This window comes from Streptomyces sp. E11-3 (assembly GCF_046540415.1).
Classification (GTDB): Bacteria; Actinomycetota; Actinomycetes; order Streptomycetales; family Streptomycetaceae; genus Streptomyces.
In genome coordinates this window covers 48,755-69,132 of the sequence record NZ_JAZGRL010000003.1, presented here as the reverse complement: position 1 = coordinate 69,132, position 20,378 = coordinate 48,755, and the positions used below count along the sequence as shown (strand labels likewise).

General features: G+C 70.6%; 23 protein-coding genes. 6 read left to right on the top strand and 17 right to left on the bottom strand.

Going from position 1 to position 20,378, the window contains the following annotated elements:
• Positions 1–91 precede the first annotated feature (91 nt).
• Positions 92–754 carry a hypothetical protein gene (locus tag U9R90_RS29870; RefSeq protein ID WP_411059913.1) on the bottom strand — a complete coding sequence of 221 codons (663 nt, stop codon included), beginning with the start codon at positions 752–754 and terminating at the stop codon, positions 92–94.
• A gap of 192 nt (positions 755–946) precedes the next feature.
• Here U9R90_RS29870 and dtd point away from each other — a divergent pair, with 192 nt between their 5' ends.
• Positions 947–1,372 carry a D-aminoacyl-tRNA deacylase gene (gene dtd / locus U9R90_RS29865; protein WP_411059912.1) on the top strand — a complete coding sequence of 142 codons (426 nt, stop codon included), beginning with the start codon at positions 947–949 and terminating at the stop codon, positions 1,370–1,372.
• A 65-nt stretch (positions 1,373–1,437) separates the two neighbouring features.
• Here dtd and U9R90_RS29860 read toward each other — a convergent pair whose 3' ends face one another.
• The 3 genes from U9R90_RS29860 to U9R90_RS29850 all read right to left on the bottom strand — a co-directional run bounded on the left by U9R90_RS29860 (position 1,438) and on the right by U9R90_RS29850 (position 3,587).
• Positions 1,438–2,418: a YgfZ/GcvT domain-containing protein gene (locus tag U9R90_RS29860; protein WP_411059911.1), complete on the bottom strand. Its 981-nt coding sequence runs from the start codon at positions 2,416–2,418 to the stop codon at positions 1,438–1,440.
• Between the two features lie 34 nt (positions 2,419–2,452).
• Entirely contained in the window at positions 2,453–2,905 is a 453-nt protein-coding gene (locus U9R90_RS29855; protein ID WP_411059910.1) for a Fur family transcriptional regulator, read from the bottom strand.
• 109 nt (positions 2,906–3,014) lie between these two features.
• Positions 3,015–3,587, bottom strand: a complete 573-nt coding sequence (locus U9R90_RS29850) for an FABP family protein (RefSeq protein WP_411059909.1) — start codon at positions 3,585–3,587, stop codon at positions 3,015–3,017.
• Positions 3,588–3,849: 262 nt separating this feature from the next.
• Here U9R90_RS29850 and U9R90_RS29845 point away from each other — a divergent pair, with 262 nt between their 5' ends.
• Entirely contained in the window at positions 3,850–4,212 is a 363-nt protein-coding gene (locus U9R90_RS29845; protein WP_411059908.1) for a DsrE family protein, read from the top strand.
• Positions 4,213–4,239: 27 nt separating this feature from the next.
• Here the strand turns inward: U9R90_RS29845 and U9R90_RS29840 are convergent, their stop codons facing one another.
• The 7 genes from U9R90_RS29840 to U9R90_RS29810 all read right to left on the bottom strand — a co-directional run bounded on the left by U9R90_RS29840 (position 4,240) and on the right by U9R90_RS29810 (position 9,257).
• A complete protein-coding gene (locus U9R90_RS29840; protein WP_411059907.1) occupies positions 4,240–4,506 on the bottom strand; it encodes a DUF3099 domain-containing protein in 267 nt (88 codons plus the stop codon).
• A gap of 128 nt (positions 4,507–4,634) precedes the next feature.
• Positions 4,635–4,922, bottom strand: coding sequence for a DUF1416 domain-containing protein (locus tag U9R90_RS29835; protein WP_411059906.1), 288 nt, complete (start codon positions 4,920–4,922; stop codon positions 4,635–4,637).
• A 30-nt stretch (positions 4,923–4,952) separates the two neighbouring features.
• Positions 4,953–5,792, bottom strand: a complete 840-nt coding sequence (locus U9R90_RS29830) for a sulfurtransferase (protein WP_411059905.1) — start codon at positions 5,790–5,792, stop codon at positions 4,953–4,955.
• Positions 5,793–6,248: 456 nt separating this feature from the next.
• Positions 6,249–7,010 (bottom strand): DUF2993 domain-containing protein, encoded by a 762-nt coding sequence (locus U9R90_RS29825; RefSeq protein WP_411059904.1) that lies wholly within the window; start codon positions 7,008–7,010, stop codon positions 6,249–6,251.
• Positions 7,011–7,118: 108 nt separating this feature from the next.
• Positions 7,119–8,267 (bottom strand): hypothetical protein, encoded by a 1,149-nt coding sequence (locus tag U9R90_RS29820; protein ID WP_411059903.1) that lies wholly within the window; start codon positions 8,265–8,267, stop codon positions 7,119–7,121.
• A 7-nt stretch (positions 8,268–8,274) separates the two neighbouring features.
• Complete coding sequence (locus U9R90_RS29815; protein WP_411059902.1) at positions 8,275–8,529, bottom strand: MoaD/ThiS family protein; 255 nt, start codon at positions 8,527–8,529, stop codon at positions 8,275–8,277.
• Positions 8,530–8,585: 56 nt separating this feature from the next.
• Positions 8,586–9,257 carry an alpha/beta hydrolase gene (locus U9R90_RS29810; RefSeq protein WP_411059901.1) on the bottom strand — a complete coding sequence of 224 codons (672 nt, stop codon included), beginning with the start codon at positions 9,255–9,257 and terminating at the stop codon, positions 8,586–8,588.
• Here U9R90_RS29810 and U9R90_RS29805 point away from each other — a divergent pair.
• Both U9R90_RS29805 and U9R90_RS29800 read left to right on the top strand, forming a co-directional pair.
• Complete coding sequence (locus U9R90_RS29805; RefSeq protein ID WP_411059900.1) at positions 9,226–9,981, top strand: response regulator transcription factor; 756 nt, start codon at positions 9,226–9,228, stop codon at positions 9,979–9,981. The two genes, U9R90_RS29810 and U9R90_RS29805, sit on opposite strands and share 32 nt — an antisense overlap.
• On the top strand, positions 9,978–11,381 hold the full coding sequence (locus tag U9R90_RS29800) for an ATP-binding protein (RefSeq protein WP_411059899.1): 1,404 nt from the start codon (positions 9,978–9,980) through the stop codon (positions 11,379–11,381). The genes U9R90_RS29805 and U9R90_RS29800 overlap by 4 nt, the downstream gene beginning before the upstream one ends.
• Positions 11,382–11,459: 78 nt before the next feature.
• Here U9R90_RS29800 and U9R90_RS29795 read toward each other — a convergent pair whose 3' ends face one another.
• From U9R90_RS29795 to mshD, 5 genes are all read right to left on the bottom strand, one after another.
• A complete protein-coding gene (locus U9R90_RS29795) occupies positions 11,460–11,867 on the bottom strand; it encodes a VOC family protein (protein WP_411059898.1) in 408 nt (135 codons plus the stop codon).
• Positions 11,868–11,893: 26 nt separating this feature from the next.
• On the bottom strand, positions 11,894–12,310 hold the full coding sequence (locus tag U9R90_RS29790; protein ID WP_411059897.1) for an NUDIX hydrolase: 417 nt from the start codon (positions 12,308–12,310) through the stop codon (positions 11,894–11,896).
• A complete protein-coding gene (locus tag U9R90_RS29785; RefSeq protein WP_411059896.1) occupies positions 12,307–13,326 on the bottom strand; it encodes a CHAD domain-containing protein in 1,020 nt (339 codons plus the stop codon). The genes U9R90_RS29790 and U9R90_RS29785 overlap by 4 nt, the downstream gene beginning before the upstream one ends.
• Positions 13,307–15,685 carry an RNA degradosome polyphosphate kinase gene (locus tag U9R90_RS29780; protein WP_411059895.1) on the bottom strand — a complete coding sequence of 793 codons (2,379 nt, stop codon included), beginning with the start codon at positions 15,683–15,685 and terminating at the stop codon, positions 13,307–13,309. Before U9R90_RS29780 ends, U9R90_RS29785 begins: the two co-directional genes overlap by 20 nt.
• Before the next feature lie 95 nt (positions 15,686–15,780).
• A complete protein-coding gene (mshD, locus tag U9R90_RS29775) occupies positions 15,781–16,713 on the bottom strand; it encodes a mycothiol synthase (RefSeq protein ID WP_411059894.1) in 933 nt (310 codons plus the stop codon).
• Between the two features lie 152 nt (positions 16,714–16,865).
• Here mshD and U9R90_RS29770 point away from each other — a divergent pair, with 152 nt between their 5' ends.
• Positions 16,866–18,683 carry a bifunctional metallophosphatase/5'-nucleotidase gene (locus U9R90_RS29770; protein WP_411059893.1) on the top strand — a complete coding sequence of 606 codons (1,818 nt, stop codon included), beginning with the start codon at positions 16,866–16,868 and terminating at the stop codon, positions 18,681–18,683.
• 138 nt (positions 18,684–18,821) lie between these two features.
• On the opposite strand, the gene U9R90_RS29765 is transcribed toward U9R90_RS29770, so the two are convergent.
• On the bottom strand, positions 18,822–19,478 hold the full coding sequence (locus tag U9R90_RS29765) for a hypothetical protein (RefSeq protein ID WP_411059892.1): 657 nt from the start codon (positions 19,476–19,478) through the stop codon (positions 18,822–18,824).
• 163 nt (positions 19,479–19,641) lie between these two features.
• Between U9R90_RS29765 and U9R90_RS29760 the strand changes: the two genes are divergently transcribed.
• The gene (locus U9R90_RS29760; RefSeq protein ID WP_411059891.1) at positions 19,642–20,301 is read left to right on the top strand and encodes a hypothetical protein; all 660 of its coding nucleotides are present in this window, start codon (positions 19,642–19,644) and stop codon (positions 20,299–20,301) included.
• The last annotated feature ends 77 nt before the right edge of the window (positions 20,302–20,378 follow it).

The following is a 20,378-nucleotide window of genomic DNA, read 5'->3' as shown; positions in this document are numbered from 1 at the left end:
GCGGCGCGGGGCGGGGCGGCGGCAGGGGCGAGGTCATCGTCGGCCTTCCGGACGTACGGGACCCGTCCCCCGCTACCGGGGGGCCAGTCGTTCAGGAGAGCAGGTCGTCTACCTGCGCTTCGCCTTCGCGGTACCTGCGGGCGATCTCCGTACTGCAGTCGTCGGCGACCCGCTGCAGCTGCTGGCGGCGCCGGGAGACCTGCTGCTCGTAGCGGACCAGCCGCCCTATGCCGGTGTGCAGCTCGTCGTCCGTACGGGCGTCCAGGTCGGAGAGCTCGACCTCGGACAGCATCTCGGCGGCGAGGCCGCGGTACTCCTCGCTGTGCGGGGTGCCGAGCGTCACATGGCGGGCCGAAGAGCGGTGCCGCGAGGGGGAGTCGGTGAGGATCTCCGAGAGCCGGTCGACGACGGCGTCGTCGGGGACCGCGGCTCCGGAGACGTCCGGCGCCACCGGTACGTCGGGACCGGTGCGCCGGGTCAGCTCGGCCCGCAGGATGTCGATCCGCCCCTGGAGCAGCCGCCGCACATAGCTGAGGTCGGCCTCGTCCTGCTGTGAGGTGCGGCGCAGCGTCCGCAGCTCGGTCAGCCGCAGCACGCCCAGGTCGGGCTCGGGCGCGGCGGGCAGCGGGCTGGCGGACCGCTGGGCGGGCGGGCGTGTCGTACCGACCCACGCGGCACGGCCGGCCGGTACGGGACCGGTGGGCTGCCCGGTGCTGCCGGTGGGCTGCCCGGTGCTGCTCGGAGTGCTGCTCATGGTGGAACCGTCCCCTCGACCGGTGCGGCGGACCGCGCGGGTGCGTCGCGTGGGTGCATCGTGCCACCCCGGATGCCTGAGATGTGGCGGACTGCACCCGAACGGCCCGGAAAGGCGCATGGCATTACCTGGCGGATGGTGCCTTCGGGCTACCCGGCGGCACTGTCAGTGACACACGGCATGATGGCCGGTATGCGAGCAGTGGTACAGCGGGTGGACGGTGCGAGTGTCGTCGTGGACGGCGAGACGGTCGGCGAGATCAAGGGGGAAGGGCTGTGCGTCCTGGTGGGGGTGACGCATGAGGACACCAAGGAGAAGGCGGCACAGCTTGCCCGGAAGCTGTGGTCGGTCCGCATGCTGGCCGAGGAGAAGTCGTGCAGTGACATCGACGCCCCGCTCCTGGTGATCAGCCAGTTCACGCTGTACGGGGACGCCCGCAAGGGCCGCCGCCCCACCTGGAACGCGGCGGCGCCGGGCGAGGTCGCCGAGCCGCTGGTCGACGAGGTGGTGGCCCAGCTGCGGGCGCTTGGCGCGACCGTGGCGACGGGCCGGTTCGGGGCGCAGATGCGGGTGTCGCTGACGAACGACGGCCCGTTCACGGTGCTGCTGGAGATGTAGGGCACGGCGCTGCTGGCGGTATGGGGAGCCGGATACGCGATATAGACAGCCGCCAGCGTCCGCCCCTACGGCTCGACCACGACCTCCTGGGCCGCCGCCGTGCTGCCCGCGAGCAGCTCCGCGTCCACGGGGACGTTGCGCTTGACCAGGGCCAGCGCGATCGGTCCCAGCTCGTGGTGGCGGGCGGACGTGGTCACGAAGCCGACCTTGCGCCCGTCGGGGCCGTCCGCGGCGAGCCTGATCTCGGCGCCGGGTCCTGGCAGGTGGACCTCGCTGCCGTCCAGGTGCAGAAAGACCAGGCGGCGCGGCGGCTTGCCCAGGTTGTGCACCCGGGCGACCGTCTCCTGGCCGCGGTAGCAGCCCTTCTGTAGATGGACCGCGGAGCCGATCCAGCCCAGCTCGTGCGGGATCGTACGGTGGTCGGTCTCGAAGCCGAGGCGCGGCCGGTGGGCCTCGACGCGCAGGGCCTCGTAGGCGAGGATGCCGACGGCCGGGCCGTTGGCCGCCGCGTACGACTCCAGATCGGCGCGCGGCAGGAAGAGGTCGCGGCCGTACGGGGTCTCGCGTACGACGACGCCCTCGGGGACCGGGGCGATCGAACCGGCCGGAAGGTGCACGACCGCGAACTCGTCGGTCCGGTCCGCGACTTCGACACGGTAGAAGAACTTCATCGACTCCAGGTACGCGATCAGCGCGTCCTGGGTGCCGGGCTCTACATGCGCCCAGGTCGTCTCGCCGTCGTCGACGAGATAGAGGGAGTGCTCGATGTGGCCGTGCGCGGAGAGGATCAGCGCCTCGGTGGCCTGGCCGGCGGGCAGCTCGCTGACATGCTGGGTGAGCAGCAGGTGCAGCCAGCTGAGCCGGTCGTCGCCGGTGACGGTGACCACTCCGCGGTGCGAGAGGTCGACCAGGCCGCTGCCGTCGGCGAGGGCGCGCTGCTCCCGGAACAGCTCGCCGTAGTGCGCGGCCACGCCCTCGTCGGGGCCTTCCGCGGGGACCGCACCGGGAAAGGCCAGCAGGGGGCTGCTCTTCGAATGAGGCTGCATATCCACTCACCCTACGACTCGGTAGCCGCGGAATTTATTTCCCCGGCTGCCCGCCGGGCTGCGCCGCCTGCTTGGCCGCGCAGGCTTCGCACCGGCCGAAGATGGCGAAGTGCTTCATATCGGTCTCGAACCCGAACGTGTCGCGCAGCTTCGCGGTGAACTCCGCGGCGATCTCGATGTCGGCCTCGATGACGTTCGTACAGTCCCGGCACACCAGGTGGATGTGGTGGTGGCGGTCGGCGAGGTGGTAGGTGGGCGCGCCGTGCCCGAGGTGGGCGTGGCTGACCAGGCCGAGCTCTTCGAGGAGCTCAAGCGTCCGGTAGACGGTGGAGATGTTGATGCCGGACGCGGTCTTGCGGACCTCGCCGAGGATGTCGTCCGGGGTCGCGTGCTCCAGGGAGTCGACCGCTTCGAGGACAAGCTGGCGCTGGGGCGTCAGCCGGTAGCCGCGCTGCCGCAGATCGCTCTTCCAGTCGATGCTCACCACAAGGCCAGTCTAGGGGGCGCCGAGCGGCGCCCCCAGGTCCTGAGCGGTCAGGCCTCGCGGACTATCTGCCGCGCGGACTACCTGCCGCGCGGACCACCCGCCGCGCGCTCTACTTGAAGAAGGCGATCCCGTCATCCGGAAGATCACCGAGGTCCTTCGCCCAGGACTGCACATCCTCGGCCGTCACGACCTTCTTCAGCTGCGCCGACATGTACGGCCGCAGCGGCACCTCGGGCGTCTGCTTCTCGCCGACCCACATCAGGTCGCTCTTCACATAGCCGTACAGCCGCTTGCCACCGCTGTACGGGCCGGACGCGGCGGTGCGCGCGACCGCGTCGGTGGCCAGGTCGATCTGCGGCTTCTTGTCCGCCAGCTCGCCGTACCAGACCTCGACGACACCGTCGTCGCGGACCATCACGACCTCGACCTTGCGCTCCTTGTCGATCCGCCAGAACCCGGACTCGGATTCCAGCGGCTTGACCTTGTTGCCCTCGGAGTCGAGCACCCAGGTGTGTGAGCGGTACTCCAGGAAGTCACGGCCATCGTGGCTGAAGGTGACCTCCTGCCCGAAGTTGCACTTCTCGGCGCCGGGGAAGTCTGAGACTCCCGCGCCCGCCCAGTTGCCCAGCAGGAAGGCAAGGGGGACAAGGTCCGGATTGAGGTCGGACGGGATCTCGATCATGAGCAGCTCAGGCGATCTGTGTAGACGGTGGACGTACGGACCTGGGGCAGGTCAGCGCTGACCCTGGTACAGCTTCTTCACGGCCAGCCAGGAGAACGCGAGAACTCCGACGGCGACCAGGACCAGCAGGGCTTCGAAGAATGCCTCAAGCACGGGGTGCTCCTCGATGAGCGGGGTGAGCGGGACAGAGCCGGGCCCCAGCTTAGTCGCCGTGGCACGGGTGCTCTCTGTGAGGTCGGCCGGGCGCGATTACAGTTCGGTCATGGCGAAGAAGCTCGTGATCAAGGTGACCGCCGGGGCCGACGCCCCCGAGCGCTGCTCCCAGGCCTTCACGGTGGCGGCCGTGGCCGCGGCGAGTGGGGTGGAGATTTCGCTGTGGCTGACCGGTGAGTCGGCGTGGTTCGCGCTGCCGGGGCGGGCCGCGGAGTTCGAGCTGCCGCACGCGGCGCCGCTGCCGGATCTGCTGGCGTCGATCCAGGCGGCCGGGCAGGTGACGCTGTGTACGCAGTGTGCGGCTCGGCGGGACATCGGCGAGAAGGACGTGCTCGACGGGGTGCGGATCGCGGGGGCGCAGGTGTTCCTGAGCGAGATCATGGCGGACGGAGTGCAGGCGCTCGTCTACTGAGCGCGCCTGGCACCAGAAAGGCGCCGGTCACTCGGGACGGCGGGGCTTCTTGCCGTCCAGCTCGTCCCACCACTCGTCGGACTTCGGGTCCCCGGAGGGGTCGTCCCACCAGCGGTCCTCCGGGCCGCGCCGGTTGGCGACCATCGCGGACAGCGGCGCGAGGACCATGGCGACCACACACATCGCGACGGCGGCGGGGACCGACCAGAGCCGCACGACGGCCGACCCCAGGACGAACAGCGCCAGGCAGCTGCCCATCATGACGAAGTACGTATGCACCCGTCGCGCGTACATAAGTCCAGCGTAGTCCCGGTTCGGCACACGAAAAGCCGGAGGACCGCACCCATGTCCTGGTAAGCGTCCAACCCCCAGGGGTGCGGCCCTCCGGCCGTATGGATGTGCCGTACTAGACGGCGATCGCGCTAGACGGCGATGGCGACGTCCGCCAGACCGCCGTCCTGGGCGACGACCGTACGGTCCGCGGTGCCGCCCGGCACCAGCGCACGCACGGTCCAGGTGCCCTCGGCCGCGTAGAAGCGGAACTGTCCGGTCGCCGAGGTGGGCACCTCGGCGGTGAACTCGCCGGTCGAGTCCAGGAGCCGGACGTAGCCGGTCACCGGCTCGCCGTCCTTGGTCACCTGGCCCTGGATGGTGGTCTCACCGGGCTTGATCGTCGCGGCGTCCGGGCCGCCGGCCTTCGCTCCACACATGTCAGTTCTCCAATTCGACGAAGGTCGGGGTCAGTTGTTGGCGCCGAGCTCGATCGGCACGCCGACCAGGGAGCCGTACTCGGTCCACGAGCCGTCGTAGTTCTTGACGTTCTCGACGCCGAGCAGCTCGTGCAGCACGAACCAGGTGAGCGCCGAGCGCTCACCGATGCGGCAGTAGGCGATGGTGTCCTTGGCCAGGTCGACCTGCTCGTCGGCGTAGAGCTTGGTGAGCTCGTCGTCCGACTTGAAGGTGCCGTCGTCGTTGGCGTTCTTGGACCACGGGATGCTGCGCGCGCTCGGCACGTGACCGGGGCGCTGCGACTGCTCCTGCGGCAGGTGGGCCGGGGCGAGCAGCTTGCCGCTGAACTCGTCGGGCGAGCGGACGTCGACGATGTTCTGGGTGCCGATCGCGGCGAGCACGTCGTCGCGGAAGGCGCGGATCGCGGTGTTCTGGGCCTTGGCCTTGTACTCCGTCGCGGCGCGCTTCGGCACCTCGCTGACCAGGTCGCGGGAGTCGAGCTCCCACTTCTTGCGGCCGCCGTCGAGGAGCTTCACCGAGTCGTGGCCGTACAGCTTGAAGTACCAGTAGGCGTAGCTGGCGAACCAGTTGTTGTTGCCGCCGTAGAGGATCACGGTGTCGTCGTTCGCGATGCCGCGCTGCGAGAGCAGGGCCTCGAAACCGGCCTGGTCGACGAAGTCGCGGCGGACCGGGTCCTGCAGGTCCTGCTTCCAGTCGATCTTGACGGCGTTCCTGATGTGGTTCTTGTCGTACGCGGAGGTGTCCTCGTCGACCTCGACGATGACGACCTTCGGGTTGTCGAGGTTGGCCTCGACCCAGTCGGCGTCTACCAGAACGTCACTGCGGCTCATACTTTTGTCTCTCCTCCGGGGCAGTTGCGGCGGGGCGGTACGCGAAGAGGGTGTGCCTCTGCGGGCGTTTGCGGGTATGCGGCATCGGCGGCGCAAGGCACAGGGGCGGCCCTGACTGAGGTCGAAGGGCCCTGGGAAAACGGGAGGGAAAACTCCCGCTCAGACAGCGCGACAGAGCATGGCGGCGACGCGGCACAGGTCTACTGCCCGCCGCTTCGTGAGGTCCGCCTGTCGCTGCTTCATGGGGACGATCGTAGGGACGCGGCCGGGCCGTGTCACCGGCGTGTCGGATGGTGAGACACGATCGTCCGCATTTTGGGACCGCATACGCTTCGAGTCTGCTCGCGCAAGGCCTCCGGACGCCCCGGGAGTCCCGTACATCTACTGGGCGGACGCGGCCGTCTCAAATTTCGGACAGAGCGCGTTCCGGGTCCGGAACGGGGTCCTCAACAGGCCCTAACCGGCCAGCTTCACCTGCGAGCCCGTCACCGAGATCCGGACGCCGTCCGACGCGGCCTCCACCTTGTCGAGTTCGATCCCCGACGGCAGCCCGTCGAGCTTCTGCTGGAAGTCCGTGATCTCACGGATCCGCGCCTCGACGATGCCGAGCCCGAGCGCCTTGAGCTTGCCCAGCTCGCCGTCCAGCTCGCCCTTGTCCGCGTTCACCTTCACCAGGCCGTCCTCGATCGCCACCTGGCTGCGCACCGTGACCGTCCTGTTCACCGGCACACCGAGGACGCTGCCCTTGATCTCCACCCGGACCTCGATCCTGCCGTCGCCCCCGTCGGCGAGCCCGACCACCTTGGCGTTCACACCCGGAGCCAGCTCGACCGGCTCGACCTGGGCGGCCTTCAGCAGCTCGGCGTACGAGATCAGGGCCGTGCCGGAGGCCCGGTTCGCGGTGGCGGAGCTGTAGTTGTCCGAGAAGGCGACGCCGTGCATCGTGGCGTTCAGCTTCTCGATCCGCATCTTCTCGCCCTCGGTCGACGCCTCAAGGCCGTCGATCCCGATCTGCACCTCGTCGAACTCACCGCCGACGACCTGGGTCAGGAACGGGAACCCCTTGATCGAGACGTCCGGCGTCTGGGCCAGGCCCTCGCTGGTGCGCAGCTTCTCCGCCGCCTTGTCCTCGGCGACCCCGACCAGCAGGCGGTCGGCGGCCACGAAGATCCCCGCCAGGACGACGGTAATGATCAGGATGATTCGCAGTGCGCGCATGATTCGGTGTTCCCCCACCTCAGCAGTCGTTGTTCGCGACCCTAAACGACACGTCCCCCGCGACCTGGCGTCGCGGGGGACTGTCGACCAGCTGTGACGATCAGGCGGTCACGCGACGACCCTGCCCAGCAGGTAGACCGCGGGCGCGGCCAGCGCGAGCGGCAGCGCGACGCCCGCCGTCATGTGGACGAAGCGGGACGGGTAGTCGTAGCTGGCCACCCGCAGCCCGACCAGCGCGCACACCCCGGCGCCGAGGCCGAGCAGCGCGCCCTGGGCGCCGATGTCGGTCAGCTGCCCGACGGCGATCCCGGCACCGGCCGCGGCCAGCAGCGCCACCGCGACGGAGACCACACCGGGCAGCGGCAGCGCACGGGCCAGTACGGCCGCGGCGACCGCCACCGTGCCCACCGACACCGCGGCGGGCTCCGCCCCGAGGTGCCCGGCCGCCAGGATGGCCAGCGCCGCCGAGACGACGGTCGCCATCAGGCCGTACATCCGCTCGTCGGCGCCCGCGTGGCTGCGCAGCTGCAGGACGAGCGTGAGCAGCACCCACACGCCGAGGGTGCCGAGGATCGCGGCGGGCGCGTGCTCCCGCCCGACGCCGAGCAGCACCGCGTCCGCCGCGATGCCGCCCAGGAAGGCGAGCGCGATGCCCTGCCGCGCGGGCCACATGCCGTTCAGCCGGAACCAGCCCGCCGCCGTGACGGCCTGCAGCAGCACCAGCGGCACCAGCAGGCCGTACGACCCGACCGCCGCACCGCCCGCGAGCAGCAGGCCCAGTACGGCGGTGAGGCCGGCCGGCTGCATCCCCGGCGCGATGATCGGCGACCGGCCCTCGGCGCGGGCCCGCTGGGCGTCGGTGATCCGGGGGTTGCCGGTGACCGTGGCGGGCCCGTAACCGGGCGCTGCCTCGTCCGCGGGGTCCGTGTGCGGATGCGCCGGGGCACCGGACGCCTGCGACACGTACGCCTGGCCTTGGACCGGCACCTCGGGCGGGAGGGGCTGCGAGAACGGCGCGTAGCCGTGCTCGGGCAGGACCGGCGGTGCGCTCTGCTGCGGCAGGTACGCCGTGTCCGCCGCGGCCACCGGCGGCTGCGTCTGGGTCTCCCAGGTCTGCGCCTGCCAGGTCTGGGTGTGCTGCGGCGCTTCGTCGGGCGGCTGCTGCCCGGTGGGCCACTGCGACTCGGGCTGCTGCGGGTACGCCTGATGCTGCTGCTGATACGGATCGTCGTACGGGTCGTACGGCTGGTTGCTCATCTCGCGGTCACCCTCCTGCGAACGGCGGGAGCACCTCGACCGTGCCGCCCTCGGCCAGCGGTACGGTCTCATGCGCGCGGGTGCCGACGGGGTCGCCGTCGACGAGGAACGAGCATCGCAGCAGGACGCGCACCAGTTCTCCGGGGTGTCGCAGCCGCGCGGCGGCCAGCGCGTCGGCCAGGTTCACCGCGTCGTACGGCTCCTGTGCGACCCCGGCGGCCGACTTGGCGGCGGCCCAGTAGCGGATAGTGCCGGTTGCCATCGCAGCGGCTCCTTTCGTTTCGTACCGCCTCCATGATGCGGCCTGTGCGAAGGCGCTCAGTCCTGAGCCGTCGCCCAGCCGCCGATCCGCGCGAGCAGCGCGTCGTCCGCCGCATGCTCGGCGTGCCCCATCCCCGACTCGAGCCACAGCTCGGCGGAACCGTCCGCCGCCGACGCCAGCATCCGCGGATGGTCCAGGGGAAAGTACGGGTCGAGGTCGCCGTGCACGATCAGCAGCGGCGTCGGGGCGATCAGCGGCACCGACGCGACCGGCGACAGCGGTACGGGGTCCCACTGGGCGCGCTGGATGCGGGTGCCCAGCACATGGCGGCCGACGGCCCGGCCCAGCGGGCGGGTGACCACCCAGTGCAGCCGCCGCATCGGCGCCGTACCGCGGTAGTACCAACGGGCCGGAGCACTCACCGAAACCACCGCATCGGTCAGACCCGCCGCATCCGCCACAACAACCGCGCCGCCGTACGCCCCCGCGCGCCCCTCGTCCTCTGTGCGCCCCTCGTGCGCCGCCCCTGCCCCGGANAGGACGACCTCGCCAAGCTCCGTGCGGGCGAGATGAACTAACGCACCCGCAGTCGCCCCCCGACGCGGCCCCGCCCCACAACGAAACAGAGCGCACCCACCCGTGCGAGGCTGAAGAACGGCCCGCCCACCCGCGCACACCACCGAGGACCCGACACCGATGACCCCCGCCGAAGCCGACCCGCAGCGCATCCTGATCGTCGACGACGAGCCCGCAGTCCGCGAGGCGCTGCAGCGCAGCCTCGCCTTCGAGGGGTACTCCACAGAGACCGCGGCCGACGGCCTCGAAGCGCTCGACAAGGCCACGGCGTACGCCCCCGACCTGGTCGTACTGGACATCCAGATGCCCAGGATGGACGGCCTCACCGCCGCCCGCAGGCTCCGCGCCACCGGTTCCACGACCCCGATCCTGATGCTCACCGCGCGCGACACCGTGGGCGACCGGGTCACCGGCCTGGACGCGGGCGCCGACGACTACCTGGTCAAGCCGTTCGAGCTGGACGAACTGTTCGCCCGCATCCGCGCACTCCTCCGCCGCAGCTCGTACGCGGCAACCGTCAGCGCCGACCAGATCGACGACGACGTCCTCACCTTCGCCGACCTCCGCATGAACCTGGCGACCCGCGAGGTGGTGCGCGGCACCCGCCCGGTCGAGCTGACCCGTACCGAGTTCACGCTCCTGGAGATGTTCCTGGCGCACCCGCGCCAGGTGCTGACCCGAGAGCAGATCCTGAAGTCCGTCTGGGGCTTCGACTTCGAGCCGAGCTCCAACTCCCTGGACGTCTACGTCATGTACCTGCGCCGCAAGACGGAGGCAGGCGGCGAACCCCGCCTGGTCCACACGGTGCGCGGCGTGGGGTACGCCCTACGTACAAGCAACACAAGCAACACGAACAACCCCGGCGGCACCGCGTGATCCGTCGCTTCCGCGCGCTCCCCCTGCGCACCCGCCTGGCCCTCCTCGTCGCCACCGCCGTCGCCGTAGCCGTAGCCGCCGTCGCCGCGGCAAGCTGGCTGCTCACCCGGCAGCAGCTGCGAAACGAGCTCGACACGTCCCTCCAGGGCATGAACGCCACCCGCACCTACCTCACGGCGACAGTGACCGACTGCCAGGACGAGAGCCGTACGGCACCCGGAACCGCCGCCCCCAGCACCGCGTACGTCCAGGTCGTCCAACCGGACGGCAGCCGCTGCGTCGGGATCGGCTCAAAGGCCCTCCAGGTGCAGGAATCCGACCTGGACGTCGCCCAGCAGCTCATCCCGGACACCCTGCACGACGGCCACACCACCGACGGCCAGAAGGTCCGCGTCTACACTCGCCAGGACGGCCCGACCGGCCTCACCGTGTCGATCGCCCGCCCCCTGTCGGAGATCGACGGCGCCCTGAACCAACTCGCCCTGCTCCTCCTCACCGTCGCCGGAGTCGGAGTCGTCGGCGCCGGAGCCGCAGGCCTGTGGATCGCCCGCACCGGCCTGCGCCCGGTCAACGATCTCACCGGCGCCGTGGAACACATCGCCCGCACCCAGGACCTGACCGTACGCATCCCCCTGGAGGGGGATGACGACGACGAGATCGCCCGCCTGTCCCGCTCGTTCAACGCGATGACCTCCGCGCTGGCCTCGTCCCGCGACCTCCAGCAGCAGCTGATCGCGGACGCGGGCCACGAGCTCCGCACGCCGCTCACCTCACTGCGTACGAACATCGAACTCCTCGTCCGCAGCGAGGAGACGGGCCGCGCCATCCCCCCGGACGACCGCAAGGCCCTCCTCGCGTCGGTCAAGGCCCAGATGACCGAACTGGCAGCCCTCATCGGCGACCTGCAGGAACTCTCCCGCCCGGACGCGACGCCCACCGGCAAGATCCAGGTGATCGCCCTCCACGAGATCACCGAAGCGGCCCTGGAGCGCGCCCGCCTCCGCGCGGGCCCCGAGCTCACCCTCACCGCGGACCTCTCCCCCTGGTACGTACGGGCCGAGCCCCCCGCGCTGGAACGCGCCCTGGTCAACCTCCTCGACAACGCGGTGAAGTTCAGCCCACGGAACTCGACCATCGAGGTCACCCTCCACCAGGGCGAACTGACGGTCCGCGACCACGGTCCCGGCATCCCCCCGGACGAACTCCCGCACGTCTTCGACCGCTTCTGGCGCTCGCCGACGGCCCGCTCACTGCCCGGCTCGGGCCTCGGCCTGTCGATCGTGGCCCGTACGGTCCAGCAGTGCGGCGGCCAGGTGACCCTGCGGGCGGCGGACGGCGGCGGCACGGCAGCGGTGGTACGGCTGCCGGGGGCGGCGACTCCGCCACCAGGGACGCCCTAACGAGACGGAACGTCTTGCGTGCGCCGACGGAACACGCGACCGCCGCCCGCGCGGGGTTCAGCGGGCGGCGCCTCCACCTCACCCGCTGATGTTCACCATCCACGTGATCCCGAACTGGTCCGTGCACATGCCGAAGACGTCGCCCCACATCTGCTTCTCCAGCGGAACCGAGACCGTGGCGTCGGCGGACAGCTTGTCCCAGTAGCCGCGCAGTTCGTCGGCGTCATCCCCGCTCAGGCTCACGGAGATGTTGTTCCCTGGCTTGTGCTCCATCCCCGGCGGAACGTCGGAGACCATGAGCGTGAAGCCGTTGTCGGTCTCCAGCATGCTGTGCATGATCTTGTCCGCGGCCGCCCCGGCCTCCTCCGCGCCGAAGTCGGCGTAGGTGTGCACCGACAGGGTGCCGCCGAAGACCCGCTGGTAGAACTCCATCGCCTGCCGGGCTTCGCCGTCGAAACTGATGTACGGGTTGAGTCGAGAAGGCATGGGACCACCCTTTTCGTGATGAACCGTCAGTTCTGGCAGGTTAGCCGGACCATCACGTCAACCAGTTCTTTGTCCCTGAGCTGGGTGAGCCGGTCGCGCGCCGCGCCCGGTGGGAGCCAGAGCAGCCGGGATACCTCACTGTTCGGCACGAAGCGACCGCCGGTGGCCTCGGCCGCCCAGTAGCGGACCTCCTTGGGGCGGCCCTCCACCTCGTAGTGGACAGTCGGCAGCTCGGGGCCCAGGTCACAGCCCATACCGGTCTCTTCCAGCACCTCGCGGACCGCTCCGTCCCGGGCGTCCTCGCCGCGTTTGAGCTTGCCCTTCGGGTGAGACCAGTCGCCGTACTTCGGGCGGAAGACAAGAGCCAGTTCGATGCCGTCGCCGTCGGCCGAGCGACGCCACAGAACGCATCCCCCGGCAAGAATCTCCTCGCCGTCGCTCATGGCGCACCCACCGCCGTGCCCGTCCCCGCCCCCCGCCACACCCGCTGGAAGGCATACCGCGCGGCCTCCACCTCATGCCGCTGGTCGGCGTGCAGCACACCGAGCGCGTAGGCCGTCGTCGGCGCGATGCGCGGGGTACGGGCGGCCGACGCGGCGGCGGCCGCGGCCTCGGCGGCGTCCCGGTGCCGGTCCAGGGCCTCACCCGCACTGAGCAGGCGTACGGTGCCGAGCTGGGCCTCCGGGGTGCGGATGGCTTCCTGGGCGTACCGGTGCAGGCGCAGCAGCAGGCGGACCTGGTGCCAGGGGGCGTCCTGGGACTCGGGGGCCTCGTCGGGGGCCAGGCCGTGGGTGAGGGCCTCGGCGTTGTACGGGTGCCCGGCGCGGACCAGCGGCAGCGCGGTCACGGCTTCGTTCAGCCGGGCCTCGACGTCCGCGGCGAACGGGGTGAGCTGGTGGGCGGCCGCCTCCTTGCGCAGCGGGACCTCGCTGGCCAGGACGGCGACCCCGTCCGCGACGGCGTGGAAGCGAGAGCTGCCCAGGGCTTGGAGGGCAGCGGAGTGGGCGCGGGTCCTGGCGAGGGTGAGCTGGCGCTCCAGGAGGGCGCCCGCCTTGGCGGCCCCCACGGTGAGCTGCCCCTTCGGCGCGGCAGTGCGTCGGGCCTCGGCGGCCTGCACCGGGAACGCCGCCGCCCCCGACAGCCGGTGCAGCGCCCCCAGCAGCCGGTCGAGCCGCGCCGCGTACCCGTGTTCGCGGGCCAACGTCCCCGACAGCCAGGCCAGTTCCGTACGGAGCTGGTCGGACCACTCGGCGTCGAGGAGGGGCCGGAAGGTGTGCAGGGTGCCGCTGATGCGGCGGGCCGAGCGGCGCAGTGCGCGGGCCGGCCCGGCGGAGTCCTCCGCGCCGCCCTCGCGGTGCTGCCGCAGCGCACGCAGGAATTCCGTGGCCTGCTCCCGCAGGTAGCGGGCGAGCACCTCGCCCGCGACGGGGGCAGTACGGTCAGGGTTTCGCTGAGCCACGCCGGCGCCTCCGGGCGTCAATGAGCATCTCCTGTACGTTCCGCAGGGGTTGGCCGTCCGAGTCGGTCGCGTGCCGGGTCCAGTCGCCGTCGGGGCCGAGGTGCCAGGAGGCCGTGGTGTCCGACATCCCGGTCTCCAGGAGCCTGCTGAGGGCGGCGCGGTGCGCCGGGTCCTGGACCCGTACCAGCGCTTCGATCCGACGGTCCAGGTTGCGGTGCATCATGTCGGCGCTGCCGAGCCACACCTCGGGCTCCCCGCCGTTGCCGAAGGCGAACACTCGGGAGTGTTCGAGGAAGCGGCCCAGGACCGACCTGACCTGGATGTTCTCCGAGAGCCCGACGACTCCGGGCCGTACCGCGCAGATCCCCCGCACCCAGATGCCGACCGGTACCCCTGCCTGGGACGCGCGGTACAGCGCGTCGATGACGGCCTCGTCGACCATCGAGTTGACCTTGATACGCACGTAAGCGGGCCGACCGGCCCGATGGTGCTCGATCTCCTTCATGATCCGCGCGATCAGGCCGTCCCGCAGGGACTTGGGGGCGACCAGGAGGCGGCGGTAGGTCTCGCGGCGCGAATAGCCGGAGAGCCGGTTGAAGAGGTCGGACAGGTCGGCGCCGACCTGCTGGTCCGCGGTGAGCAGCCCCAGGTCCTCATAGAGCCGCGCGGTCTTGGGGTGGTAGTTGCCGGTCCCCACGTGCGAGTAGCGCCGCAGCGTCTCGCCCTCCTGGCGCACGACGAGCGACAGCTTGCAGTGGGTCTTCAGGCCGACGAGCCCGTAGACCACATGGCAGCCCGCCTCCTCCAGCTTCCGCGCCCACTTGATGTTGGCCTGCTCGTCAAAACGCGCCTTGATCTCGACCAGGACCAGCACCTGCTTGCCGGACTCCGCGGCATCTATCAGCGCGTCCACGATCGGCGAGTCACCGCTCGTCCGGTAGAGCGTCTGCTTGATGGCCAGCACGTCCGGGTCGGCCGCGGCCTGCTCCAGAAACGCCTGTACGGAGGTGGAGAAGGAGTCGTACGGGTGGTGCAGCAGGACGTCGCGCTCGCGCAGGGCGGCGAAGATGTCGGGCGCGGACGCCGACTCGACCTCGGCGAGGTCGCGATGGGTGCCCGCGACGAACTTCGGGAACTTCAGCTCGGGCCGGTCCAGGCTGGAAACGCCGAACAGACCCGTCAGGTCGAGCGGACCCGGCAGCGGGTACACCTCGGCCTCGGAGATCTTCAGCTCGCGGATCAGCAGGTCCAGGACGTACCGGTCGATGGACTCCTCGACCTCCAGCCGCACCGGCGGACCGAAGCGGCGCCGCATGAGCTCCTTCTCCAGGGCCTGGAGCAGGTTCTCGGCGTCGTCCTCCTCGACCTCCAGGTCCTCGTTCCTGGTCACCCGGAACATGTGGTGGGCGAGCACCTCCATGCCGGGGAACAGCTCCTCCAGGTGGGCCGGGGCCGCGATCACGTCCTCGATGGGGACATAGCGCCCGGGGGCCGCCTCCAGGAAACGGTTCAGCAGCGGCGGCACCTTCACGCGGGCGAAGTGCTTGTGTCCGGTGACCGGGTTGCGTACGACGACGGCCAGGTTCAGGGACAGACCCGAGATGTACGGGAAGGGGTGCGCCGGGTCCACGGCCAGCGGGGTCAGTACGGGGAAGATCCGCTGCCGGAACAGGGTGAAGAGGCGGGCCTGCTCCTTCTCGCTGAGGTCGGGCCAGCGCACGATCTCGATGCCCTCGTCGGCGAGCGCGGGCGCCACGTCCTCCTGGAAGCAGGCCGCGTGCCGGGCCATGAGCTCACGGGTGCGGGTCCAGATCAGGTCCAGGACCTCACGCGGCTGGAGCCCTGAGGCCGAACGGGTGGCGACACCGGTCGCGATCCGCCGCTTCAGACCCGCGACCCGGACCATGAAGAACTCGTCCAGGTTGCTCGCGAAGATCGCCAGGAAGTTCGCACGTTCGAGCAGCGGGGTGGTCGGGTCCTCGGCCAGCTCGAGTACCCGCTCGTTGAACCCCAGCCAGCTGCGCTCCCGGTCCAGGAAGCGGCCCTGCGGCAGCTCCATCCCGTCGCCGCCGCTCTCTTCCTCGTACACGTCGAGGTCCGAGTCGAGGTCGGGCTCCAGGTCGGACACCGCGGCCGCCACGGTGTGCGGGCGGTGCGCGGCTATGGAGCCGACGGACGGCTGGGCGTGCTGGACCGGAGTCGGGGCGGCGGCCTGGGCGGGGGCCTGGGCGCGGGCTTCGGCGGAGGGCTGGCTCATGTACCCATTGTTCCGCCTCCGCCCCGGTGCGGGCGCGCCGACGAGCGTCGGTCGAGGGCGGGCCTCCGCTGACCGCGAGGGCTCAGGCACGTCGGGCTGCATTCCGTGAGCGTCGCAAGCCTGTCTGAATCACTGGTTACGACGACATGACGTACGGGAGCCCAGCGAACGGCGTACGGGAGCCCAGCGCACGGCTCTCAGGTCTCGGTGCGGTACATCAGGTCCGTCTCATGGGTGACGAAGCCAAGCCGTTCGTAGACCGAGACGGCCGCCTTGTTGTCCGCGTCGACGTACAGCATCGCGGTGGGCAGACCCCGGCTCACGAGGTGGCGCAGGCCGATCGCGGTGAGCGCCTTGCCGAGGCCGCCGCCCTGGGCGTCCGGGCGCACCCCGACGACGTACACCTCGCCGAGCCGCTCCGCCTCGTGCACCTTCGTCCAGTGGAAGCCGAGCAGCTCGCCGTCCGACTCGCGTACGGCGAGGAAGAACCCGGCCGGGTCGAACCACGGCTCGGCCTTGCGGTCGTCCAGGTCGCGCTGGGTCAGGGAGCCCTGTTCAGGATGGTGCGCGAACGCCTCGGCGTTGGCGGCCAGCCAGGCCGCGTCGTCCTGGCCAGGGACGAAGGTGCGGACGGTGACTCCCGGCGGGAACACCGGCTCGGCCAGCGGCTGCGCGTCGGGGCCCAGCGGCCGCCGCATCTGGCGCAGTTCGCGGAAGAGCGAGAGCCCGAGCACCTGCGCCAGGTGCCGCGCCGACGAGTGGCCGCCGTGCGCCCAGACCCGCAGCCGCTTGCCGGACGCGGCCAGCAGGGCGGTGCCGAGCGCCCGGCCGTGCCCGTGCCCGCGCCGCGCGGGGTGCACCACCAGCTCGCCGGCGGGCGCCTCCACCGGGTCGGTGTCCTCCAGTTGGGCGTATCCCAGCAACTCGTCCCCGACGTACAACAACAGATGCCGCACTCCCTCGCGCGGCCCGCCGCGCAACTGCAACCGGCCCTGCTCGGACACGGCCTGCTGCCCGTCGCTACGGGCGGCCTCCGCGATCAGGGCGAGTACGGCCTCGGCCTGTTCGGGGCTGAGCGCTTCGAGGGTCTGGATGGACCGCTGGGGCACGGCGGGGGCTGCGTCTGTCATGTCCTTGAGCGTAAAGCCCAGGGCCCGCCGAAGGTGCGGAGCTCCACAAGCAACCTCCTCGTAACCCGTTACCCCCTGTTGCGCTACGCGCGTTGACCATAGGCTGCGCCACACAATAAGACAGTCGTCTCGCTGTCCACTGAGGGGAACTGATGTCAGCGACACCACAACGGCGCCGGGTCGGCGGCCGGTTGATCGCGGTCACCGTGGCGCTCGCCGCGGCCACCGGAGTCATGACGGCGGCGGTGCCCGCCGGAGCCGACAACGCCGAGGGCGACCGTAAGGGGGGCGGGAAGAAGCACGGCCGTACGGTCGACGTACAACTGCTGTCCTTCAACGACTTCCACGGCAACCTGGAGCCGCCCAGCGGGTCTTCGGGCCGGGTGACCCACCAGCACGAGGACGGCACCGAGGAGCAGATCGACGCCGGTGGTGTCGAGTACCTGGCGACGTCGCTGCGGGATGCCCGCAAGGGCGAGCGGTACAGCGTCACGGCCGCGGCCGGTGACCTGATAGGCGCCAGCCCGCTGATCTCGGGGCTCTTCCACGACGAGCCGACCATCGAGGCGATGAACAAGCTCGGCCTGGACGTGGCCGGCGTCGGCAACCACGAGTTCGACGAGGGCCGCGCCGAGTTGGAGCGGCTCCAGAACGGCGGCTGCCACCCGGTGGACGGCTGCTTCGAGAAGGGCAAGACCTTCGACGGAGCCGACTTCCCCTACCTCGCGGCGAACGTGACGGATGAGAAGACCGGCAAGCCGGTCCTCAAGCCGTACAGCATCTGGAAGCACCGCGGCGTCAAGATCGGCTTCATCGGCGTGACCCTGGAGGGCACCCCGGACATCGTGTCGGCGGAGGGCATCAAGGGCCTGAAGTTCCACGACGAGGTCGAGACGATCAACAAGTACACCAAGGTGCTGGAGCGCAAGGGCGTGAAGTCCGTCGTCGCGCTCATCCACGAGGGCGGCTACCCCGCGAGCTCGGCGTACAACTACAACTGCGACAGCCCCGGCCCCGGTGACGGCATCTCCGGCCCGATCACGGACATCGCCAAGAACATCTCGCCCCAGGTGGACGCCGTGGTCACCGGCCACACCCACCAGGCGTACGCGTGCACCATCCCGGACCCCGCGGGCAACCCGCGCACGGTCACGTCCGCGGCGTCGTTCGGCCGTCTCTACACGGACACCACGCTGACGTACGACCGCAGGACCAAGGACATCGTCCGCACCAGTGTCACGTCCGCGAACCACGTCGTGCACCGCGACCAGCGCGAGGCCCGCGACATGACCTCGCTGATCAAGCGCTGGAACAAGCTGGCCGAGCCGATCGCGAACCGCCCCGTCGGCCACATCTCGGCAGACATACTGGGCCGCGGCGCGGACACCCCCGAGTCCCCGCTCGGCGACCTGATCGCGGACGCCCAGATCACGCACGCCAAGACCCTGGACGAAGGCACCGACCTGGCCCTGATGAACCCGGGCGGTATCCGCTCCGACCTGGGCTTCACGGCGAACGGCGGCGAGGGTGACGGTGTGGTCACCTACGGCGAGGCGTACACCGTCCAGCCCTTCAGCAACACGGTGAACCTGGTCGACCTGACCGGCGCCCAGCTGGTCACCGCCCTGCAGCAGCAGGTCAGCGGCCGGAACGTGGAGTCCCCGAAGATCCTCCAGGTCTCCGACGGCTTCACCTACACGCTGGACCTGACGAAGACGGGCGCGGACCGGATCGTCACGGACTCCATCCGCCTGAACGGCGAGCCGCTCGACGAGTCCGCCACCTACCGCGTCGCGATGAACTCATTCCTCGCGGGCGGCGGCGACGGCTTCACCGCGCTCGGCGAGGGCACGAACCCGCTGGTCGGCGGCGACGACCTGGCGGCCTTCGAGACGTACCTGACGGACAACTCCTCTCAGTCGGCCCCGATCGCCCCGCCGAAGGCGGACCGCATCACGGTCGTGCAGTAGTAGTCAGGAGACCGTCGTGCGGTAGGCACGTGGATATACGAGGCGGGGCCTCGGGTGGAAACCCGAGGCCCCGCCTTCGTGTGTGTGCCGTCGTGACGCCGCGCGGGCCCTCAGAGACGGGCCCTCAGAGACGGACTCTCAGCCCTGGCGCTTGCTCGCCAGGTGGGCCGTACCGCAGGCGGCACCCGCGGCCGCGGCCACGCCGAGCAGGGCGATACCGCCCGAGAGCACCTCCCACCAGGCCTCGGCCGGGAAGAAGGGCTCGTCCTCCAGCAGGTGCTCCACAAGATCGGCCCCGGCCGCGTCGAGCAGGATGAACACCTGGCCGTTGGTGTACCCGAAGAAGGTGCCGAGCGCGGCCAGCAGGGCGGCGACCACCATCGTGGAGCCGCCCCTGCCGCCCGACTTACCGGCCACCACGCCGACGAGCGCGCCGACGGCGAGGGCGAAGGCCACGTAGCTGAGCTTGAGGCCCACCTTTGACAGGTCCTCGTAGCTGACGACCAGGATGCCCGCGAAGACCAGCGAGCCGACGACCGAGACCAGCAGGCCGAGGAAGAAGGCCTTGGCCGGATTGCCCGCGGCGGGCGGCGGGAAACCCGGCTGGAAGCCCTGGGGCGGGTAGGCGTAACCGGGCTGCATGGGCTGCTGCGGCTGCATCGGCGGGCCGGGATATCCGTAGCCGGGCTGCTGTGGCGGACCGGGGTAGCCGTACCCCGGCTGCTGCGGCGGGCCCGGTGGCTGCTGGCCGTACGGACTGGGCTGAGGTGGCTGTGGCTGCCAGGGCTGGCTCATGGGTCCCCCGAGATTGAACAGAGAAGGTTGCGGTGCCTCAACGTACCAACGGTGTAAGCGTGGCCGGGAGGCAAGAAGCACAGGGGTGGAGGTCGGGTAGCCTCGCCTGTGCTCTTCAACGGTTCAACTGAACTGTCTGGAATCCAGTACATCGGGGGATGACATGCGAACCAGCCGTATCCGAAACGGGCGCAGGCGACGCCACCGCGCCATCGGCACCGCCGCGCTCGCCCTGACCGCCGCCGTCACCCTGTCCGGCTGCACCGACAAGGCCGAGGACAAGGCCTTCGGCGGGCTCGGGGACATGGGGAAGACGCCCTCGTTCAGCCCGTCCAGCCTGCCCAGCCTCAAGCCCAACCCGGACGGCGTCATCGGAGGCGGCTCCGGGGGCAGCTCCGGGGACAGCACCGGCGTCACGGGAGGCGGCACCGGGGGCAACTCCGGCGTGACCAGCGGCGGAGCCGGCGCGCCGACGCCCACCCGCTCGGTCCCGCCCACGTACAACCCGGACGCGCGGGGCGAGGTCGTCGGCCAGAACTGCAACGCCACGCGCTCGGGGTCCGTCGTCCGTATCACCTACGAGGTGGACATCCAGAACACGTCAACCGAGCAGACCTTCGACTACACGTTCTCCGTGGCCTTCAAGGTGGGCACCTCCCCCAGCTCCACGCTCGCCACCAAGACGATCGCCACCAGGAACCAGCGGGCGACGGTCGCCCCCAGCGGCAACCGGAAGGTCAGTCTGAACACCTCGTACACCAACAACGACAAGGGCGTCTACGCCTGCCAGGTCACCTCGGCCCGCAAGACGCTGGCCCGCTAAGAGCGGCAAGTACTGAGGCGTACACCCACCCGGTAGCGGGGGGGGGGGGGGGGGGGGGGCGCCCCCCCCCCCCCCCG

What these genes read in the sequence shown, in the direction of transcription:
- U9R90_RS29870 (WP_411059913.1), bottom strand. Translation starts at nt 754, where the DNA reads ATGAGCAGCACTCCGAGCAGCACCGGGCAGCCCACCGGCAGCACCGGG.
- dtd (WP_411059912.1), top strand. Translation starts at nt 947, where the DNA reads ATGCGAGCAGTGGTACAGCGGGTGGACGGTGCGAGTGTCGTCGTGGAC.
- U9R90_RS29860 (WP_411059911.1), bottom strand. Translation starts at nt 2,418, where the DNA reads ATGCAGCCTCATTCGAAGAGCAGCCCCCTGCTGGCCTTTCCCGGTGCG.
- U9R90_RS29850 (WP_411059909.1), bottom strand. Translation starts at nt 3,587, where the DNA reads ATGATCGAGATCCCGTCCGACCTCAATCCGGACCTTGTCCCCCTTGCC.
- U9R90_RS29845 (WP_411059908.1), top strand. Translation starts at nt 3,850, where the DNA reads ATGGCGAAGAAGCTCGTGATCAAGGTGACCGCCGGGGCCGACGCCCCC.
- U9R90_RS29840 (WP_411059907.1), bottom strand. Translation starts at nt 4,506, where the DNA reads ATGTACGCGCGACGGGTGCATACGTACTTCGTCATGATGGGCAGCTGC.
- U9R90_RS29835 (WP_411059906.1), bottom strand. Translation starts at nt 4,922, where the DNA reads ATGTGTGGAGCGAAGGCCGGCGGCCCGGACGCCGCGACGATCAAGCCC.
- U9R90_RS29830 (WP_411059905.1), bottom strand. Translation starts at nt 5,792, where the DNA reads ATGAGCCGCAGTGACGTTCTGGTAGACGCCGACTGGGTCGAGGCCAAC.
- U9R90_RS29825 (WP_411059904.1), bottom strand. Translation starts at nt 7,010, where the DNA reads ATGCGCGCACTGCGAATCATCCTGATCATTACCGTCGTCCTGGCGGGG.
- U9R90_RS29820 (WP_411059903.1), bottom strand. Translation starts at nt 8,267, where the DNA reads ATGAGCAACCAGCCGTACGACCCGTACGACGATCCGTATCAGCAGCAG.
- U9R90_RS29815 (WP_411059902.1), bottom strand. Translation starts at nt 8,529, where the DNA reads ATGGCAACCGGCACTATCCGCTACTGGGCCGCCGCCAAGTCGGCCGCC.
- U9R90_RS29805 (WP_411059900.1), top strand. Translation starts at nt 9,226, where the DNA reads ATGACCCCCGCCGAAGCCGACCCGCAGCGCATCCTGATCGTCGACGAC.
- U9R90_RS29795 (WP_411059898.1), bottom strand. Translation starts at nt 11,867, where the DNA reads ATGCCTTCTCGACTCAACCCGTACATCAGTTTCGACGGCGAAGCCCGG.
- U9R90_RS29790 (WP_411059897.1), bottom strand. Translation starts at nt 12,310, where the DNA reads ATGAGCGACGGCGAGGAGATTCTTGCCGGGGGATGCGTTCTGTGGCGT.
- U9R90_RS29780 (WP_411059895.1), bottom strand. Translation starts at nt 15,685, where the DNA reads ATGCAGCCCGACGTGCCTGAGCCCTCGCGGTCAGCGGAGGCCCGCCCT.
- mshD (WP_411059894.1), bottom strand. Translation starts at nt 16,713, where the DNA reads ATGACAGACGCAGCCCCCGCCGTGCCCCAGCGGTCCATCCAGACCCTC.
- U9R90_RS29770 (WP_411059893.1), top strand. Translation starts at nt 16,866, where the DNA reads ATGTCAGCGACACCACAACGGCGCCGGGTCGGCGGCCGGTTGATCGCG.
- U9R90_RS29765 (WP_411059892.1), bottom strand. Translation starts at nt 19,478, where the DNA reads ATGAGCCAGCCCTGGCAGCCACAGCCACCTCAGCCCAGTCCGTACGGC.
- U9R90_RS29760 (WP_411059891.1), top strand. Translation starts at nt 19,642, where the DNA reads ATGCGAACCAGCCGTATCCGAAACGGGCGCAGGCGACGCCACCGCGCC.